This window comes from Dactylosporangium sp. NPDC049525 (genome assembly GCF_040676755.1).
Taxonomy (GTDB): domain Bacteria; phylum Actinomycetota; class Actinomycetes; order Mycobacteriales; family Micromonosporaceae; genus Dactylosporangium.
Genome location: NZ_JBFAPO010000030.1, coordinates 84,522 through 102,606, shown reverse-complemented (window position 1 = coordinate 102,606; position 18,085 = coordinate 84,522). Strand labels below are relative to the sequence as shown.

The following is an 18,085-nucleotide window of genomic DNA, read 5'->3' as shown; positions in this document are numbered from 1 at the left end:
GGACCTTAGTCCCTGTTGGAAAGGGGGTCGAGGCGAGGCGGAGTCCAGGCGTCGGCTGGGCGTGCGGCCAGGCGGCGTCTGGGCCCGCCGCAGCCCGGCTCACTTTCCAACAGGGGCTAAGTCACACGAGGCTGTTTTCGGGGTCCAGAGCTCCGGGGGGTGCGACCTCGTGCAGTGGGCCGGCGAGGCCGTAGCGGTGGCCTTGGCCGTATCGGCAGCCCAGCGCGGCCATCGTCGCGGCCTGGCGGTCGGTCTCGATGCCCTCGGCGACGACCGTGACGCCCATGCCGGCGCAGATCGACACGATGGAGCGGCAGATGGCCTCGCTGCGCCCGCCGTCGGCGAGGGTGAAGCTGCGGTCGAGCTTCACCTCGTCGACCGCGATCGCGTGCAGCTGGGCGAGGGCGTTGTAGCCGGTGCCGAAGTCGTCGAGGGCGAAGCGGACGCCGAAGCGGCCGAGGCGGCGCACCGCGCCCGCGGCGGCGGACAGGTCGGGCAGCGGGGCGGTCTCGGTGAGTTCGAGCAGCAGCCGGTGCGGGGCGAGGCCGTGGCGCAGGACGGCGGCGCGGACGGTCTCCTCGTGCTCGGGCCGGCCGAGCCGGGCGGCGGAGGTGTTGACGTGCACGGCGATGCTCGCCCACGGGCCGCGGAACGCGGCGGCGTCGCGGCAGGCGCGGTCGAGCACGAAGTCGTCGACGAGGCGGATCAGGCCGATCTCCTCGGCGGTGGCGATGAACATGTCGGCGGAGACGGGGCCGAGGCTCGGGTGGGTCCAGCGGGCGAGGGCCTCGACCGCGACGACGGTCCCGTCGTTGAGCCGCACGATCGGCTGGTAGTGCACGTCGAGACCGCGGCCGTCACGCAGCGTGTCGGCGAGCATCTCGGCGAGGTCGGAGCTGCCGGTGCCGTCGGGGAGGTCCACCCGGTAGCGCACGAGGGTGCCTTTGCCCTGGCGTTTGCCCGCGTACATGGCGGCGTCGGCGCGGCGCAGGAGCATGTCGGCGGTGTGCACCGGCCCGTGCGTGCCCGCCTCGACGAGGCCGACGGAGGCGGCGACGGTGACCGTGGCGCCGTCGAGGTCGAAGGGTTCGCGCAGCGCGGCCATGATGCGTTCGGCCGGGGCGCCGGGGTCGCCGCCGCCTTCGAGGAGCACCGCGAACTCGTCGCCGCCGACGCGGGCGATGGTGTCGCCCTCGCGGACGGCGCCGCGGAGCCGGTCGGCGACCAGGCGCAGCAGCCGGTCGCCGGCGTGGTGGCCGTAGCGGTCGTTGACGGCCTTGAAGTCGTCGAGGTCGAGGAAGAGCACCGCGAGGGGGCGCTGGTCGCGGTGGTGCAGGGCGAGCGCGTGGTCGAGCCGGTCCTGGAACAGCACCCGGTTGGACAGTCCGGTGAGGCCGTCGTGGAATGCCTGGTGACTCAGTCGTGCCTGGCTGTCGGAGAGGCGGTCGAGCAGCACCGCGTTCTCGACCAGGGTGACCGCCTGCCGGATGATGAGCAGCGAGATGACCGCTGTCTCCACGGCGATCTCGAACATGTCCATCGGCCGGCCCTGCACCAGTTGGATCATGAAGAGGACGCCGGTGCCGGCGACCGGCACGTACGGCAGCAGCAGGTGCCCCCATCGGTGGTGCGGGCGCGGGGACTCCGGCGGTGCGTCGCGGGTCGGGGTCGCGGCGGCGACGGCGACGAACGCCTGCCCGGCGATGAACCCGGCGTCGGCGAGCGGCGGCATGCTGTCCGCGCCGGCGGCGACGAGGTAGGCGAAGACGCTGTCGGAGAACGACAGGCAGAACAGCCCGATGCCGAGGATCGACAGCTGCCGCCGGTTGACGGCCGCGGACCTGGCCAGCAGCAGGATGACGATGACGGTCAGCAGCAGGTCGGTGACCGGGTAGGCGATCGCCACGGTGTAGGCGAACGGGGTGCCGGCGCCGGCCCGCACGACGGCGCCGAGCGAGGTGGCCCAGGTCAGCACGAACAGGGCGCCGACGACGATGAGCCCGTCGAGGACCATGACGAGCTGCGTGGCGAGGCGGCGGGGGCCGCCCTCGGAGGGCCGGTCACCGGCGAGCGCGATGAGGGCGGGCAGCGCGAAGACCGGCAGGGTCAGGTAGCCGGCATCGGCGAGCGACGGCGAGGGCAGCGCGTCGTCACGGAACAGCTGATACCAGGACCAGATGAACTGGCCGATCATCCAGCCGCAGGTGCCGGTGCCCATCCACAGCCGCCAGCGGCGCTGGGCGCCGGTGTGCCGGCGGGCGGTGATCCAGCAGGTGAGGGTGGCCGCGAGACCGGCGCCGAACTGCGCGAGGTCGTCGACGAACAGCGACCACCATGGGCCGAGCAGTCCCGAACTGCCCAGGCCGACGGCCCCGAACACCCCTGCCACGGCGACAGCGAGCGGCACGGACACGGGTCTGCGCGACAATGAACGCATCCTCACCGGTGGTGATCACGACAACACGCGGATGACCTTCCGTACGGTACCGCAAGCCTTCGGCACTCAGGTCACGAACACATCGCACGCGTCGTGCATTGTCACAATGCAGACTCGCTGGCACATCGACCGCCATCGGGTGTCCTGCCTGCGTCCGGCCGTCCCGCTCGAATCGACAGCGTCGCCCGGGCCGGGCTACCATCCGGCGTCCCCGCGGCCGGGGTCTCCCGGCCGCTGTGAACGTCCCACACCTAGGAGCACCTCCACCATGCGACGGTTCCTGACCGCGGCACTCCTCGTAGCGATCGTCGGCACCAGCGGCGCCTGCGCGTCGACCGACGACACGGCGTCGACCGGCGCGTCGGCAGGCACGGCCAGCGCTGCCTCGTCGAAGGCCCCGTCGGTCGACGTGGCGGCCAACACCAAGGACATCTGCACCAGGTCCGAGGCACTGATCAAGGAGGACGAGGTCCGGGAGGTCGGCCGGCAGGTCGGTCTCATCATCGCGGCCCGCCAGCAGAAGAACGCCGACGCCGAGGCGAAGGCGAAGACCGCCATCCGGGCCAAGACCGACTCGTGGGCCAAGGACCTCGGCGTGATGCAGCAGGAGGCGGCCGACCCGGCGCTGAAGGCCGCGCTCGGCACGCTGATCACCGCGCTCACCACGCTCGGCAAGGACGATTACCTGGCCGGCTTCAAGAGCACCGCGGACGCCGCCAAGCTCGAAGCCACGCTGACGACCGCCACCGACGCGATGTCGAAGGTCTGCGGCTAAGAGGTTTGTGGGTGGGACGACCGGCCCCGACCGGCCGTCCCACCCGTTCGGTTCCCGGACGGCCACCCCACCGTCGCTGTCCGGGACCCGGTCTGTGTCAGCTGGGCAGGACCCAGCGCTGGTTGGCGCCCGCGAAGCACGTCCACAGCTGCAGCCGGGTGCCGTCGGTGGAGACGTTGCCGGTCACGTCCAGGCATTTGCCCAGCGCGCGCAGGGTGCCGTCGGTGCCGGCGGTCCAGGTCTGCGCGGCGCTGCCGTTGCAGTCCCAGAGTTGGATCTTCGTGCCGTCCGCGGTGCTTGCGGCGCTGATGTCCAGGCACTTGCCCAGCGCCCGCAGGGTGCCGTCCGTGCCGACCGTCCACTGCTGCGCGGCGCTGCCGTTGCAGGTGTACAGCTGCACGGCGGTGCCGTTGGCGGTGCTGGAGCCGGCGACGTCGGCACACTTGCCGGCCAGGCCGGTCACCGCGCCCGTGCGACCGGGGTTGGGGTTGCTGGCGCCGGCTTTCCACGTGAAGGTCGCCGAGGTCTTCGTCGGCAGGGTGTACGTGAAGCGCTGGCCGCTCCAGTTCACCGTGACCTGCTGCGAGCTGGACGTGTTGTTGTAGGCGATGAGGGCGCGGGTGCCGTCCGGGTTCAGGTAGGCGATGTTCGGCACCGACCCGTTGGCGGTGGAGTCGACCCGGTACGCGCCGGGCTTCACGAACTTCGTCAGGTGCCCCATCGTGTAGTACTCGACGGTGTAGTCGACCTGCCCGCTGCGGCTGTCGCCGTTGTGCACGGTGATCAGGCCGGTGCAGGTGCCGCAGCCGCCGTAGTGCGGGCCCATGTTCTGGTCGACGGCGAGGCTCCACTTGACGAAGCTCTTGCCCCAGTTGCGCCCGTAGTTGATCAGGTTGAGCATGTCCTCCTGCTGCTGGTTGCCGATCCAGGTGCCGCCGGAGTGCTCGGTGTCGTAGGCGTCGACATTGGGGTACTGGTTGTGCACGCTGGTCTGCTTGCCGACGTCGCCGACGTAGCCGTGCCAGGCGATGCCGCCGAAGTTCGGGTGGTTGCGGATCGTGGCGTCGTTCACCGACGGGCCGGCGTAGGCGTCGTAGGTGTCCCAGTTCCAGTCGTTGACGAGGACCTTGGTGGACAGGCCCGCGCCCTGCAGCGCCGGCAGCAGGTTGGTGCCGGTGAAGAACTGCAGGCCGGAGCCGTTCCAGCTCATCGACGGGTAGCCGGCGCAGCAGGTGGGCTCGTTCTGCGGGGACACGAAGTTCACCTTCACGCCCTGCGCCTGGTACGCCTGGATGTACTTCACGAAGTACTGCGCGTAGGCGCCGTAGTACTGCGCCTGCAGCCAGCCGCCGTTGAGGTTGCCGTTGTCCTTCATCCACGCCGGCGCGGTCCACGGGCTGGCCATGGTCGTCAGCTGCGGGTTGAGCTGCTGCGCCTGCTTCGTCAGCGGCAGCACGTCGGCGAGGTCGTGGGAGATGGTGAAGTTCGCCAGGCTCGGGTCGGTCTGCCCGGCCGGGCGGTCGTCGTACGTGTAGCCGTACCGGGCAAGGTCGGATGCGCCCATCGGGTTGCGCAGGAAGCTGACGCCGATGCCGTTGACCGGGTCGAACAGCTTCTGCATGACGGTGGCGCGGGTGCTCGCCGACAGGGCGCCGGAGCTGTTCATCAGCCAGGCGGCGGTGTCGGTGAACGAGGCGCCGCCGCCGGTGAAGGTCTGGTAGCGGGTGGCGTCGTTGACGGTGATGTTCTGCCCGCCGCCGCCGGTGCCGGCGGTGAAGCTGACCGCGGCCTGCTGGGCAAGGCCGCGGGTGACGGTGCGGCCACCGGCGTCGCTGGTGGTGGTGAGCCAGACGTTGACGGTCTCGCCGGCGGCCAGGGCGTCGGGGACGGCGACCCAGCCGACGAAGCCGATGGTGACCGTGGCGAGCATCGCCGCGGCGGTACGCCTGAACATAAAGTCTCCTCGTGGTTAGGACGGGGCGGACGTCCTACATTCGGCTGATGTAACAAATGAAACACCGTGTAACATCGCCAGGATCAGGAAACAGCGAGGCTCGTCAAACTGTCAAGAGTCCTTAATGAAGACCTATGAAACGGGGACTGAAACGGATGCGCAAGGTCACGGTCCGGGAGATCGCGGCGGCGACGGGTATGTCGATCGCCACCGTCTCCCGCGCGCTCAACGACCACGACACGGTCGCCCCGCACACCCGCGACCTGGTGCACCAGACCGCCGAGCGGCTCGGCTCGCAGCGCACCGACCGGGCCCCGCGCCCCGCCGGCGACCGGGTGTACCTGCGCTGCCCGTACGTTCTCACGGACTACTTCGGGCTGATCGTGTCCTCGATCGCGGAGACCGTCGAGCTGCACGGCCGGCAGCTGGTGCTCACCGCCGGTGAGGCCGCCCAGCGCACTCCCCTGCTGCGGGACCTGGACCGCCACGACGGCATCGGCGGAATCATCGTGATCCTGCCGCCAGAACCGGGCGCCGACCTCATCGAGCTGCAGCGGCGCCGGATCCCGTTCGTGGTCGTGGACCCGCGCACCACCCTGCCGCCGGACATCGTGTCGGTGTCGGCGGCGCACTTCTCCGGCGCCCGGAAGGTCACCGCGCACCTGGTCGGCCTCGGCCACCGGCGCATCGGCGTCATCGGCGGGCCGACGGAGTGGCTGGCCAGCGACGCCCGGCTGGCCGGGCACAACGCCGCGCTCGCCGACGTCGGCGTGCTGCCGGCCGCCGAGCTGCTGCGGACCATCGAGCCCACCACCGAGCAGGGCCGCCGCGCCGCCGGCGCGCTGCTCGACCTGCCGCAGCCGCCGACGGCGCTGGTCGCGTTCAACGACAAGGCCGCCGTGGGCGCGATGCAGGCGGCCGCGGAGCGCGGGCTGCGGGTGCCGCACGACCTGTCGGTCACCGGCTTCGACGACATCGACCTGGCCGAGGCCACCAACCTGACCACGGTCCGCCAGCCGCTGCCGGAGATGGGCCGCATGGCGGTCTCGCTGCTGGTGCGGCTGCTTGAGCGGCACCAGCTCGACGCGCTGCACGTCGAGCTGGCCACGCACCTGGTGGTGCGGTCGTCCACCGCGCCACCAGGGGCGTTGTCCCCGCCGCCGCGGGCTTAGGATCGGTTTCGATGTCTCTGCCTACCCGCGGCCCGTGGGTCGTCACTCCCACCTCGTCATCCGTCGACTGGATGGTGGCGGCGGCCGCCCTCGCGGCGACGACCGAGGGCACCACGGCGGCCGTCGTGTTCGGCGCGGTCCCCGATGTGCTGCGCGCGCAGGCCGCCGAGGTCGTGGAGCTGCCCGCCGGGACCGGCCTGGACGCCGTCGCCGCGGTCGTCACCGACCTGTGCGCCAAGCACCACCGGGTCGTGGTGCTCGTCGACGCCTGGATGGTCACCCCGCAGGGCGCCGGCTGGACCGTCGCCGACCTCGCCACCGCCGTCCGCGCGCCCGTCGTCGTGGTCACCGGCACCGACGCCGACGCGACCGGGCACACGATCCTCTTCCTGGAGGCCCTGGACCGCCGGCAGGTCCCCGGGTCGGTGATCGTGGTCGGCGACGGCGGCGACTTCGACGCCCTTCCGGTCCGCCTCGCCGGGCGCATCCCCGCCGACCACGCTGCCTACGGCGACACCTTCGCCGCCGAGGCGACCCACTGGGTGGACCCGCTGGACGGCAGCCGCCCCGCCGCCGACGACCGGCCGGTCAAGACCGGCGGAACCGAGGACCTGCAGACCCGCGTCGCCCGGCGGGCGGCGTGGACCCTGGCGATCTCGTTCCTGCTCGCCCTCATCCTCCTGTGGCTGTGCCACGGATTCGGCTACACCGGCACCTACACCTAAGAAGCCCGCCGCAACATGGCCTGGCGGCGCTTCACCTTGCGCTCCAACGGGACCAGGCGGCGGTGCCGGGGCCAGGTCAGCGTCAGCTCGGCGCCGACCTCGAGCCGCGCCCAGGTCTCCTGCGCCGCCCGCAGCGCCGCGGCCGCCCGCCGGACCGCAGCCTTGTCGAGCTCGCCGAGCGGGTCGGCGCCCTGCTGCGCCGCAAGCCGGTCCAGGTCACCGTCCGGCAGGGCCGCGGCCCGCTCCACGAAACCGCCGATGAGCTCGGCGCGCTGCAACCGGTCGCGGTTGGCGCGAATCAGCTCCGCGGAACGCTCCGCGGCGTGCGGCGGCCGGCGCCCCGACACGTGCGTCATGCTGCGGAACACGACACCGCCGGCGATCGAGCCCCAGATGCCGTCGGGCATGCCGAGGGCGTCCTCGACGGTGAAGTGGACGAGGTCGTGCGGGGCGTGCGCGGTCACCGGCCCGGCATGCATCCGGTAGACCACGCCGTCGTCGCGCTGGATCAGCACGTCGGCCCATTGATGATCGGGCAACCGGTAGAAGGTGACTCGCATCGCTCCACCATCCACCGCGGTGCCTGCTCGCTCAACCGATTTCACCGGTACGAAACGAGGGTCGACGAGCATGGGGAGCATGGTGGACGAACGGGCCCAGCTCGAGGTCAAGGCGCTCGGCGAGAGCCGCATCGACTCACCGCTCGCGGCGCTGCTGCGCACCGGGAGCACCACCCAGCATTACGTCGACGAGTCCGACCGGGTCCTGCTCGACGACACGATCTCGCTGGTCGCGGCCCGCGGCGTGCCCGTCGACGAGTTGCCCGGCTTCGAGCCCGGCGGCCCCCGGCGGAAGATCTTCTTCGACCCGTCCAAGACCCGCGTCGGGATCGTCACCTGCGGCGGGTTGTGCCCCGGCCTCAACGACGTCATCCGCGCGCTGGTCCTGGAGCTCACCAACCACTACGGCGTGCGGCGCATCTTCGGCTTCCGCAACGGGTACCAGGGCATGACCGCCCGCTACGGCCGTTCCGTGCTCGACCTGGACGCCGAGACGGTCGCCGGCATCAACGAGTACGGCGGCACGATCCTCGGCACCTCCCGCGGCAACCAGGACCCGAACGAGATCGTCGACTGCCTCGAGCAGCTGTCCGTCAACGTCCTGTTCGTCATCGGCGGCGACGGCTCCATGCGCGGCGCGTTGAAGATCGCCGAGGTGGTCGCCGAGCGCGGGCGGCGCATCGCGGTCGTCGGCGTGCCCAAAACGATTGACAACGACATCCCGTACATCGAGCGCTCCTTCGGCTTCCAGACGGCCTTCGCCAAGGCGACCGAGGCGATCCGCGCCGCGCACGTGGAGGCGACCGCGTTCCCCAACGGCATCGGCCTGGTGCAGCTGATGGGCCGGCACTCCGGGTTCATCGCGTGCTACGCGGCGCTGGCCAACAACGACGCCGACTACGTGCTCATCCCGGAGGTGCCCTTCGCCCTCGACGGCCCCGGCGGCTTCCTGGCGCACCTGCGCGACCGCGTCGTCGACCGCGGCCACGCGATGATCGTCGTCGCGGAGGGCGCCGGGCAGGAGTTCCTGCTCGACTCGGCCTCGTCGCTGGACGCGTCCGGCAACGTGCGGCTGCAGGACTTCGGCCGCTACCTGCGGCATCGCATCGCCGACGACTTCGCCGCCGCGGGCATCGAGGCGAACCTCAAGTACATCGACCCGAGCTACACGATCCGCAGCGTGCCCGCGAACCCCTACGACAGCGTCTACTGCATCCGCCTTGCCCACGCCGCCGTGCACGCCGCGATGGCCGGGCGCACGGAGATGGTGGTCGGGCGGTGGCGGGGCCGGTTCGTCCACGTGCCGATCGCCCTGGCCATCAGCTCCCGCAACCTCGTCGACCCCGACGGCGACCTGTGGCTGTCGGTCCTGGAGGCAACCGGTCAGCCACCGACCTTCCCCGCGTTGTAGGTTGGCGGTCGTGTTGTTCATGGTCGTCGAACGCTTCAAGGACGGGCAGCCGCGCCCGGTGTACGAGCGAGCCGCCGCCGATGGCCGGATGATGCCCGACGGCCTGCGGTATGTCGACAGCTGGGTCGAGGCGAACTTCGCGCGCTGCTTCCAGCTCATGGAATGCGACGACCTGACGCTGCTGATGACCTGGATCGCGCGCTGGTCCGACCTGGTCGACTTCGAGGTCGTGCCGGTCGTCCCCAGCGCGTCGGCCGCCGCGGCAATTTCGGGCGCTTAGCCGCGCGCGGCGCGCTGCGCGAGGTCGTCCAGGATCGTGGCGGTGGCGGTGGCGCCGAACCTGGTGACGCCGATGTCCGCCATGGCCAGGAGGATGTCGAGGGTCCGCACCCCACCGGCCGCCTTGATCCTGACGTGCGGTGAGACGGACGCGCGCATGAGCGCCAGGTCCTCCATGGTCGCGCCGCCCGGGGCGAACCCGGTCGACGTCTTCACGTAGTGCGCGCCGGCGCGCTCCGCCGCCTGGCAGCCCGCGACCTTCTCCGCGTCGGTGAGATACGCGTTCTCCAGGATCACCTTCACCGTCGCGCCGCCGGCCGCCTCGACGACCGCGCGGATGTCGGCCTCGACGGCTGCCGTGTCACCGGACCGCAGCCGGCCGATGTTGAGCACCATGTCGATCTCGGCGGCACCCTGCTCGACGGCCAGGGCCGTCTCGGCGACCTTGACCGCGGTGGCCGAACTGCCGTGCGGGAACCCCACCACGGTGCCGACCAGCACGCCCGTGCCCTGCAGCAGCGCCACCGCCGCCGGCACGTCGCACGGCCGGACACACACCGACGCCACCGCGTAGCGCGCGGCGAGTGCGCAGCCGTCCCGCACGTCGTCGAGGGTCAGCTCCGGCCGCAGCAGCGAGTGGTCGATCATCTTCGCAACGCTCTCCATGCGCCCAGTCTAGTTGTCTATACAGCTCCCTGTGTACCCTCGACGTCGTGGCCGACTTCACGCCCCACTACCACCGCATCGAGCAGGAGTTGCGGGCCCTGGTCGCCCGGTCCGCGCCGCACGACCCGCTGCCGTCGGAGCCTGAGCTGGCCCGCGAGCACGGGGTCAGCCGCATGACCGCCCGGGCCGCCGTGACGAATCTGGTCGCGGCGGGGCTGGCGTACCGCTCCCCCGGCCGCGGCACGTTCGTCGCCGTGCCGTCCGCGCCCCGGCGCGCCGACAACCTGGTCCGGTTCAGCGACGAGATGCGGCGGCAGGGGCGGACGCCGTCGTCGCGGGTCCTGGTCGCCGCGGTGCGGGCGGCCAGCGCGGCGGAGACCGCCCGGCTGGTGCTGCCCACGGGCGCGGACGTGGTCGCGGTCGAGCGGGTCCGGCTCGCGGACGGTACGCCGGTCGCGGTGGAACGGGCCGTGTTCCCCGGTGCGCTGGCCGCGCTGCTGTCCGCCGACCTGGTCGCCGGTTCCCTGCATGCCGCCGTCACCGCGCTCGGGCACGTCCCGACGCGGGGGACGGCAACCCTGACCGCGGCGGCCGCGACCCGTGCCGACGCCCGGCTGCTTGACGTCCGGGCGGGTGCGCCGCTGCTGGTCGAGCGGCGGCTCATCCTCGACGATCGCGACGTGCCGCTGGAGCTGACCGAGTCGAGGTACGCCGGGGACCGGTACCACCTCGATGTCGCCTTCGGCGTCGATGCCGGTGCCGGTGCCGGTGCCGGTGCCGGCTGTCGGGATGGCGGATCCTGTTCGGGCGCGCCGCTCGGGCAGATCCCCGATCATGTCGCGGGGTCGCTACGGGCCTCCAGCCGCTCGTAGCGCTGCCGGGCCGCCTGCGGGGTGCCCAGGCCGAGGCTCAGCGCGATGTCCTGCCAGGTCATTGCGCGGGCGCGGGCGGTTCTGAGCAGGTAGAGCTCCGTGGCGTCCACTTCCGCCCGCACCTCGGGTAGCAGGGTCAGCGCCGCGACCAGGTCGGACTTGTCCAGCAGGGGCTCGCCTGGGGCCGGCGGGATCGACCCGGCGGCCATCGCTGCGGCGACGCGGACCACCTCGTGCGGGGCGGCGACGTCCGCGTGGGTGTGCCGCGAGCGCAGCTCGGGCGACCCGGCGTGGCGCTCGGTGAGGTGGGCCAGCGCGGCATATACCCGCTCCGCGCGCCGTGCCCCGGGATCGGGGTAGGTCAGCATCTCCGTCATACCTTCGGAGCATGCCATCTCAACAATCTGTTTTCAACAGATTGTTCAAATCGGCGCGTGCCTGATGCGAGCCACGGACGGAATCGTGGCACCCGACCCGGCCAACGTTTCCGGTCACAGCGCTAGCGTCGGTTCCAGCGTCGGTGCGGCGGAAAATGTCGGTGGGTCTGGCTAGTGTGGCGGCCGTGACAGCTTCACCGATGGTCGTGCCGGCGTCGTGGCGGCGCAGCATCCACCCCCGCCGCGGCGGCGTCCGGGTGGCTTATGCCCCGGTGACCGGCCAGGTGACCGAATGGTCCGGCACGCGGGCCGTGCTGAAGGATCCCGGCACCACCCCCGACGTCGCCGCGGCGGGCCTCGCCATGCTGGACGGCGCCGTGACCCCGTTCGGCGCCGCGGCCATCGGTGCGGTCCTGTTCAGCGCCCCGGAGGTCCACCTCGATCCGCGTGCCGTCGTCGACAGCTGGGTCACCCGGTTCGGCCTGCCGTTCGCGGCCGTCGCGGCCATGGAATACATCGGGCTGCGCGCGTTCGTCCGCGAGTGCAGCATGAATTTCCTGGAGGTCCCGGCCGAGGTCCGCGAGTGCGGCAACCGGTCCTGCGCACGGCACCTGACCATCGTGCGGCAGGGACACCCGCACCACGGGTTCGCGGCCCGCGTGGACACCGTCCTGGGCCCGATCCGCGCGGCGATCGCCGACGCCACCGACGACGTCCACGCGGCCGTCATCGAGGCCCTGCTGCCCTATCGGGGCGGATCGCTGCGGCGGCGGATCGCGACCTCATTCCTCGACCCGTCACAGACCGCATGGGTCGACGCCGACGCCCAGGAGCTGGACGGGCTGCGCCGGTTCGACGACGACGCGCCCCTGCTGCTGGCCGCGGTCCACACCGCGGCGCAGGCCTCACGCGTCCAGCGCGCCCTCAACGCCGACGCGTACTGGCGGCTGCGCGAGCCCATCATGATGCACACCGTCGCCGAGGGGATCGGCGACGGCATCATGGACGCCTACTTCGACTGGTGGCTCCGCGACACGATCCGCGCTGACGACTGGCGGGCGCTGCTGACGACGCTCGCGGTCATCCCGACCGACCGGGCGTTCCAGGGACTGCTGGACACCATCCACGTGCGGGGCGCCGAGGCCGCCATCGAGGCGGCCGCCGAGCGGTTCCCCGACCGGGCGATGCGCCTGCTCTCGGCCGCTGCCACCGGGAGTCCGAAGGTCGCCGAGCTGCTGCGCCGGCACATCGTCCGGCACCCCGCGCTCGCTCCCGCGCCGCCGCCGACGGCCTCGACCGCCGACCTGCCACTCACGCCGCCGGACGGGTCTCCGGAGTCGGGAACGGATCCGGGGGCGGCTCCAGGAGCGGCTCCAGGAGCGGCGACGGCTCCGGAGGCAGGGGCCTTGGTTGGTGCGCCGGGCGTGGCGGCGACGTCATCGGCCGTGCCGGTCTCGTCCCCGCTGGCCGTGCCGGCACCGTCGTCGTTGGTCGTGCCGGAATCGTCGTCGTTGGCGGTGCCGGGGTCGTCGCGGTTGGCCGTGCCGGCTTCGTGGCGGCGCAGCATCTATCCGCGCCGAGGTGGCGCCCGCGTTGCTTACACCGCGGTGACCGACGCGGTGCCGGACTGGGCGGACACCCGCGCCGTGCTGCGGCTCTCCGCCGACGCCGACCTGGCCGCGCTGGCGGACACGGCGCCGGCGACACCGCTCGGGGCGGCGGCCATTGCCGGCATCCTGCTGTGGACCCCGCAGGTGCCACGCTTCGATCAGCGGGCGATCGCCGACGGCTGGATCGCGGGCATGGGCCTGGCGTTCGCCGCTGTCGCGGGTGCCGAGCTCGCCGGCCTCCGCCGGGGCCGCGCGTGGTGCAGCAAGTCAGGCTGCCGCGGCGGGCACACGACGGTCACCCGCCGCGGCGACGAGGCCGACGCCCACGGCGGCACCGGCGACATCGAGAAGGTCCTCGGCCAGATCCGGACAGCGCTCGCCGCCGCGCCCGACGACCAGCACACGGCGGCGATCGCGGCCCTGGCCGAGCCGCGCGAAGGGACCCTGTCACAGCGGATCGCCGCGTCGTTCCTGGCCCCGGAGCAGACCGCCTGGGTCGACGCGGACGCCCGCGACCTCGCCACCGACGGCCGGCGCCACCCGCACGCACCGCTGCTCATGGCCGCCGCCCACACCGCCGAGCAGGTGACGCTCATCCGCCCGCAGATCCACTCCGTCGGCTGGCGCCTGCTCCGCGGCACGGCCATGATGCACACGATCGCCGAGGGCGTCGGCGACGGCGTCCTCGACGTCTACCAGGGCTGGCAACGCTGGGACTGGGGCGCCGCCGCCGAGCACCGGGCACTGCTGACGACCTTGGCCGCCATCCCGACCGACCGAGCGTTCCAAGCCCTGCTGGACGCCATCGACCTGCGCGGCGCCCAGGCCGCCATCGAAGCGGCCGCCGAACGGTTCCCCGACCGAGCAATGCGCCTGCTCTCAGCCGCAGCCGCCCCTGCCTCCACCTCGGCCCCTGCCTCCACCTCCGCCCCTGCCTTCACCTCCGCCCCTGCCTTCACCTCCGCCCCTGCCTCCACCTCCGCCCCTGCTTCCACCTCGGCCACCGCTTCCACCTCCGCCTCCGCCCCCGCTTCCACCTCCACCCCCGCTACCGCCCCCGCTTCCACCGCCGCCTCTGCCTCCGCCTCTGCCGCCGCCACCGCTCCCACCTCCGCCAGCGCTTCCACCGCCACCACCGCCGCCACCGCTTCCACCGCCGCTTCCACCGCCGCTTCCACCTCCGCCTCTGCCTCTGCCTCTGCGTCGAAGGTCGCCGAGCTGCTGCGCCGGCACATCGTCCGGCATCCTGCACTCGCACCCGTCGCACCGCTCCCGGCCTCGACCGCTGCCTTGCCGTTCGCGACGCCGGGCCTTGCCACCGGCCTGCCACCCGTGGCGCTGGACGTTGCCACCGGCCTGCCATCCGTGGCGCTGGACGTTGCCGCCGGTCTGCCACCGGTGGCCCCGAACCTGCCACCCGTGGCCTCGGGCGTCCCACCCGCGGACCCGGACGTTGCCGCCGGCTCGCCACCCGTGGCGCCGGAGGTTGTCACCGGCATGCCGCTCGTCGCGGCGGGCGGAGCGGCCGTGGGTGTCCTGCCGGCGGTGCTGGTCACGCCGCCGTGGACGGTGCGGCGCAAGGCGGCGAAGCCGGTCGTGCTCGCGCACCTCCACTGCTACGACGAGCCGGTCGCGATCTGGCCGCCCGGGGAGCGGGAGCGGCTCGTCGCCAAGCTCAGACCGTTGGTCCGCCGGGAAGACCCCGAGCAGCTCGCCTCGCAGCTGCGGGCCGGGTCGCTCGATGACTGGCTCGCCGCCGACCTGTTCGAGGCCGGTCCCGAGGAGCTCGTCCGGCCGCTGCTGCCGGTGTGGAATCCGAGGCACCTGTGGGGTGTGCACTACTGGCTGCCGCGGATCGCCGCCCGGTTCGGGGTGGCGGCGCTGCCACTGGTGCTGCGGATCGCCCGCCGCAGCCCCGGCGACGGCGGGCCGGCGCTGATGCCGTTCGCCGCGCCGGAGGTGGCGCTGCTCGCCGCCGACTGGCACGGACGACTGAAGGCGGCGCGGGTGGTGGCCCTCGAGTGGCTGCGCCGTCACCCCGCGGTGGCGGCGAGGACGCTCGTGCCCGCCGCGCTGGCCAAGCCCGGCGCGGGCCGCCGGCACGCGGGGCAGGCGCTGCTCGCGCTGGCGTCCTCCGGGCACCGCGACACGATCCTCACCGCCGCCGACACTTACGGGCCCGAGGCGGCCGCCGCGATCCGCGACCTGCTGGACACCGACCCGCTCGAGGTTCTCCCGACGCGCATCCCGTTGCTGCCGTCGTGGGCCGAGCCGTCGACCCTGCCACCGATCCGGCTGCGCAGCGGTTCCCACGTCCTGCCCGCCGGCGCGGTCAGCCACCTGATCACGATGCTGATGCTCTCGAGGCTCGGCGACCCGTACGCCGGGATCGCCGTCGTCCGCGACGCCTGCAACCCCTCCGACCTGGCCCGGTTCGCCTGGGCGTTGCTGCAGCGGTGGGAGTCCGCCGACGCGCCGCCCGCGGACAGCTGGGCCCTCGACGCGCAGGCCGCGCTCGGCGACGACGAGACCGCGGCCCGGCTCGCCACCACCGTCCGCGCCTGGCCGTATCAGGGCGCCCACAAGCGGGCCGCCGCGGGCCTCGACACGCTCGCCCAGCTCGGCACCGACGCGGCCCTCATCCAGCTGCAGGACATCGCCACGAAGATGAAGGCGAAGGCCGTCAAGGCTCGCGCCGAGCTGAAGCTGCGCGAGGTCGCCGAGACCCTGGAGCTGACCCCGGACCAGCTCGCCGACCGCCTCGTCCCGCACCTCGACCTGACCCCCGACGCGACCTTGTCCCTCGACTACGGCCCACGCCGCTTCGTCGGCGGCTTCGACGATCAGCTCAAGCCGTACGTCCTCGACGAGTCCGGCACCAGGCGCAAAGACCTCCCGGCCCCCGCGGGGAGCGACGACCCGCGGCTCGCACCGGCCGCGCAGCAACGGTTCACCGACGCCAAGAAGACCGTCCGCAAGGTCGCCACCGAGCAGACCCAGCGCCTGGAGCGGGCCATGGTCATGCGCCGCACCTGGACCGGCGCCGAGTTCCGCCAGACGTTCCTGCAGCACCCGCTGCTGTGGCCGATCGCCCGCCGCCTGGTCTGGCTCGTCCACGACCCGTCCTCCGCCGCTCCCGGCAGCGGCACCACCAGCGATCCCGCCACTCCCGGCAACAGCGCCACCAGCGGTCCTGCCACCCCCGGCAGCGGCGGGAGCGCTGGTGGGAGCACTGCGGCGGGCGGCGGCATCACCAGCGGTGTCGGCGGCCTCAGCGCCATCGACGGCGGCGACGACTTCACCGAGGACGACGGCGTCGGTGGTCTCAGCGCCATCGACGGCGACGGAGTCGACGCCGATGTCAGCGGCGTCGTCACCGGCAACGGCAGCGGCAGCGGCAGCGGCAGCGGCAGCGGTGATGGTTTCGGCATCCCGGTCCGGTTGGCCGAGGATCGCACGCTCGCCGGGGTCGATGACACGGCCGTCGCGCTCGCTGATGATGCTGTCGTGTCGGTGGCGCATCCGGTACACCTCGATGTGCGGGTGTGGTCAGAGGTCCTCGCCGACTACGAGATCCTGCAACCGTTCCGGCAGCTGAGCCGTGACGTCCACGCGCTGACGCCGCAGGAGCTCACCACGACGCGGCTGGAGCGGTTCGACGGGCGGAAGGCGTTGACGGTCAAGGTCCTCGCGCTGGAGCGGCGCGGCTGGCGAAGGTCCGGTCAGGACGGCGGCCACCAGGGGCGGGTCGAGCGGGACCTGCCCGGCGGAGCGACCCTGATCGTCGACCTCGATCCGGGCATCGCGATGGGCGTCCCGACGGAGCACCCGCAACAGTCCCTCGACGACATCTGGATCTGCCCCGGCGGCGGCGATCAGTGGTCCCGCGAGCACACTGTGCCGTTCTCGACCCTGGACCCGGCGGCCGCGTCGGAGCTCCTCCGCGACCTCAACTCCTGCTTCTGACCCGACCCGGACGACACCCCCACCCGCGCGGGTGGTCAGACGCGGGCGGGGGTGCCAGTGGTGACGGTGCCGGACCAGTCGATCGGGTGGTCGAACTGCCAGCGCCACTTCTCCGGGTTGGCCAGCAGGCGCATCGCGACCGGCATCAGCGCGTCGCGCAGGACCCGGGCGACCGGGCCCGCGGCCTTGTCGCTGTTGGTTCGCGCGGCGGCGGCGATGACGCGTTCGACCCGGGCGCGGCGCAGCGACTCGTACGCCGTGAACGCCTGCGGCACGGGCAGGTCGCGCAGGCAGCGGGCGAGCTGCACGGCGCTTTCGGCGGCGAGGGAGGCGCCCTGCCCGGAGCTGGGTGAGGTGGGGTGGGCGGCGTCGCCGATGAGGACGGCGCGGTCGCGGTGCCAGACGGGCACCGACGGGATGTCCTCGAGGCCGCCGGTGACGACGAGGTCGGCGGGGTCGGTGCGGCGGATGAGCTCGACGGCGGGGATCCGGTCGGCGGTGAACGCGTCCGCGAGGATCGGCAGCCACTCGGAGGGGGTGAAGGCGGCGCCGTACGACGGATCCTTCGAGGGCAGGTTGACGAACCAGCCTCCGTCGCCGCCGTCGGTCACCTGGTAGCCGAAGAAGGCGCGGCGGCCGAAGACCAGGTGCATCTTGTCGCCGGTGGGGGCGACGCCGGCGCCTGGGCAGCGGGCGCCGAAGCCGAGCAGGCCCACGTACCGCGGGGACGGCGCGCCCGGGTCGATGAGACGGCGCACCGTGGAGCGGATCCCGTCGGCGCCGATGACGACATCCGCCTCGGCGGTGGTGCCGTCGGCGAAGCCCGCGACGCCGCCGGTGAGCGAGACGAGGCGCTTGCCGTGGGTGATGCGGATGCCGCGGGAGACGGCCTCGTCGTAGAGGGCGCGGTAGAGCTCGTGGCGCCACACGAGTTGCATCGGCGGCAGGTCGTCGAAGGTGCCGAACTCGGCGAGGCGCTTGCCGGTGCCGCTCTGCATGACCATGCCCGACATCGGCGTGCCGACCCGCTCCACGACGTGGTCGGCGTCGACGGCCGCGAGCGCGGTGCGGCCGTTGGGCGCGATGCTCAGCGCGCCGCCGACGCCGTCGGCGAACCCGTCGTGGCCCTCATAGACGGCGGCGGCGATGCCGGCCTTCTGCAGGGCGAGCGCGGCGACCGGACCGGCGATCCCGCCGCCGATGACGATCGCGGACGTGACTGTTCCCATGACTACCCCCGGCAAGACGATTGGTTGATACCAACTATCCGCCGTCGACTAG

At 72.7% G+C, this 18,085-nt stretch carries 13 protein-coding genes; 7 read left to right on the top strand and 6 right to left on the bottom strand.

Translation table 11 applies throughout. The features are described 5' to 3' along the window. Nucleotides 1-121: 121 nt before the first annotated feature. Nucleotides 122-2,428 (bottom strand): EAL domain-containing protein, encoded by a 2,307-nt coding sequence (locus AB0K00_RS34420; RefSeq protein ID WP_363529174.1) that lies wholly within the window; start codon nt 2,426-2,428, stop codon nt 122-124. 277 nt (nt 2,429-2,705) lie between these two features. On the opposite strand from AB0K00_RS34420, the gene AB0K00_RS34415 reads away from it, so the two are divergent. After that, nucleotides 2,706-3,212, top strand: coding sequence for a hypothetical protein (locus AB0K00_RS34415; protein WP_363529171.1), 507 nt, complete (start codon nt 2,706-2,708; stop codon nt 3,210-3,212). A gap of 97 nt (nt 3,213-3,309) precedes the next feature. On the opposite strand, the gene AB0K00_RS34410 is transcribed toward AB0K00_RS34415, so the two are convergent. Then, nucleotides 3,310-5,166, bottom strand: coding sequence for a ricin-type beta-trefoil lectin domain protein (locus AB0K00_RS34410; protein ID WP_363529168.1), 1,857 nt, complete (start codon nt 5,164-5,166; stop codon nt 3,310-3,312). Between the two features lie 134 nt (nt 5,167-5,300). On the opposite strand from AB0K00_RS34410, the gene AB0K00_RS34405 reads away from it, so the two are divergent. Together AB0K00_RS34405 and AB0K00_RS34400 are read left to right on the top strand one after the other, a co-directional pair. Continuing rightward, nucleotides 5,301-6,338: a LacI family DNA-binding transcriptional regulator gene (locus AB0K00_RS34405; protein WP_363529166.1), complete on the top strand. Its 1,038-nt coding sequence runs from the start codon at nt 5,301-5,303 to the stop codon at nt 6,336-6,338. An 11-nt stretch (nt 6,339-6,349) separates the two neighbouring features. Then, nucleotides 6,350-7,063, top strand: coding sequence for a hypothetical protein (locus AB0K00_RS34400; RefSeq protein WP_363529163.1), 714 nt, complete (start codon nt 6,350-6,352; stop codon nt 7,061-7,063). On the opposite strand, the gene AB0K00_RS34395 is transcribed toward AB0K00_RS34400, so the two are convergent. Further along, nucleotides 7,060-7,623 carry a hypothetical protein gene (locus tag AB0K00_RS34395; RefSeq protein WP_363529160.1) on the bottom strand — a complete coding sequence of 188 codons (564 nt, stop codon included), beginning with the start codon at nt 7,621-7,623 and terminating at the stop codon, nt 7,060-7,062. The genes AB0K00_RS34400 and AB0K00_RS34395 overlap by 4 nt on opposite strands. A gap of 79 nt (nt 7,624-7,702) precedes the next feature. Here AB0K00_RS34395 and AB0K00_RS34390 point away from each other — a divergent pair, with 79 nt between their 5' ends. Both AB0K00_RS34390 and AB0K00_RS34385 read left to right on the top strand, forming a co-directional pair. Continuing rightward, nucleotides 7,703-9,034 carry an ATP-dependent 6-phosphofructokinase gene (locus AB0K00_RS34390; protein ID WP_363529157.1) on the top strand — a complete coding sequence of 444 codons (1,332 nt, stop codon included), beginning with the start codon at nt 7,703-7,705 and terminating at the stop codon, nt 9,032-9,034. 19 nt (nt 9,035-9,053) lie between these two features. Then, nucleotides 9,054-9,314 (top strand): DUF3303 family protein, encoded by a 261-nt coding sequence (locus AB0K00_RS34385; RefSeq protein ID WP_363529233.1) that lies wholly within the window; start codon nt 9,054-9,056, stop codon nt 9,312-9,314. Here AB0K00_RS34385 and deoC read toward each other — a convergent pair. Beyond that, a complete protein-coding gene (gene deoC / locus AB0K00_RS34380; RefSeq protein WP_363529154.1) occupies nt 9,311-9,979 on the bottom strand; it encodes a deoxyribose-phosphate aldolase in 669 nt (222 codons plus the stop codon). The genes AB0K00_RS34385 and deoC overlap by 4 nt on opposite strands. Before the next feature lie 47 nt (nt 9,980-10,026). Here deoC and AB0K00_RS34375 point away from each other — a divergent pair, with 47 nt between their 5' ends. Next, nucleotides 10,027-10,851 (top strand): GntR family transcriptional regulator, encoded by an 825-nt coding sequence (locus AB0K00_RS34375; RefSeq protein WP_363529151.1) that lies wholly within the window; start codon nt 10,027-10,029, stop codon nt 10,849-10,851. Here AB0K00_RS34375 and AB0K00_RS34370 read toward each other — a convergent pair. Continuing rightward, a complete protein-coding gene (locus AB0K00_RS34370) occupies nt 10,812-11,228 on the bottom strand; it encodes a DNA-binding protein (protein ID WP_363529149.1) in 417 nt (138 codons plus the stop codon). The genes AB0K00_RS34375 and AB0K00_RS34370 overlap by 40 nt on opposite strands. Before the next feature lie 185 nt (nt 11,229-11,413). Here AB0K00_RS34370 and AB0K00_RS34365 point away from each other — a divergent pair, with 185 nt between their 5' ends. After that, a complete protein-coding gene (locus tag AB0K00_RS34365; protein ID WP_363529146.1) occupies nt 11,414-16,804 on the top strand; it encodes a DUF4132 domain-containing protein in 5,391 nt (1,796 codons plus the stop codon). 35 nt (nt 16,805-16,839) lie between these two features. On the opposite strand, the gene AB0K00_RS34360 is transcribed toward AB0K00_RS34365, so the two are convergent. Next, nucleotides 16,840-18,033, bottom strand: a complete 1,194-nt coding sequence (locus AB0K00_RS34360; protein ID WP_363529143.1) for an NAD(P)/FAD-dependent oxidoreductase — start codon at nt 18,031-18,033, stop codon at nt 16,840-16,842. Nucleotides 18,034-18,085: the final 52 nt, after the last annotated feature.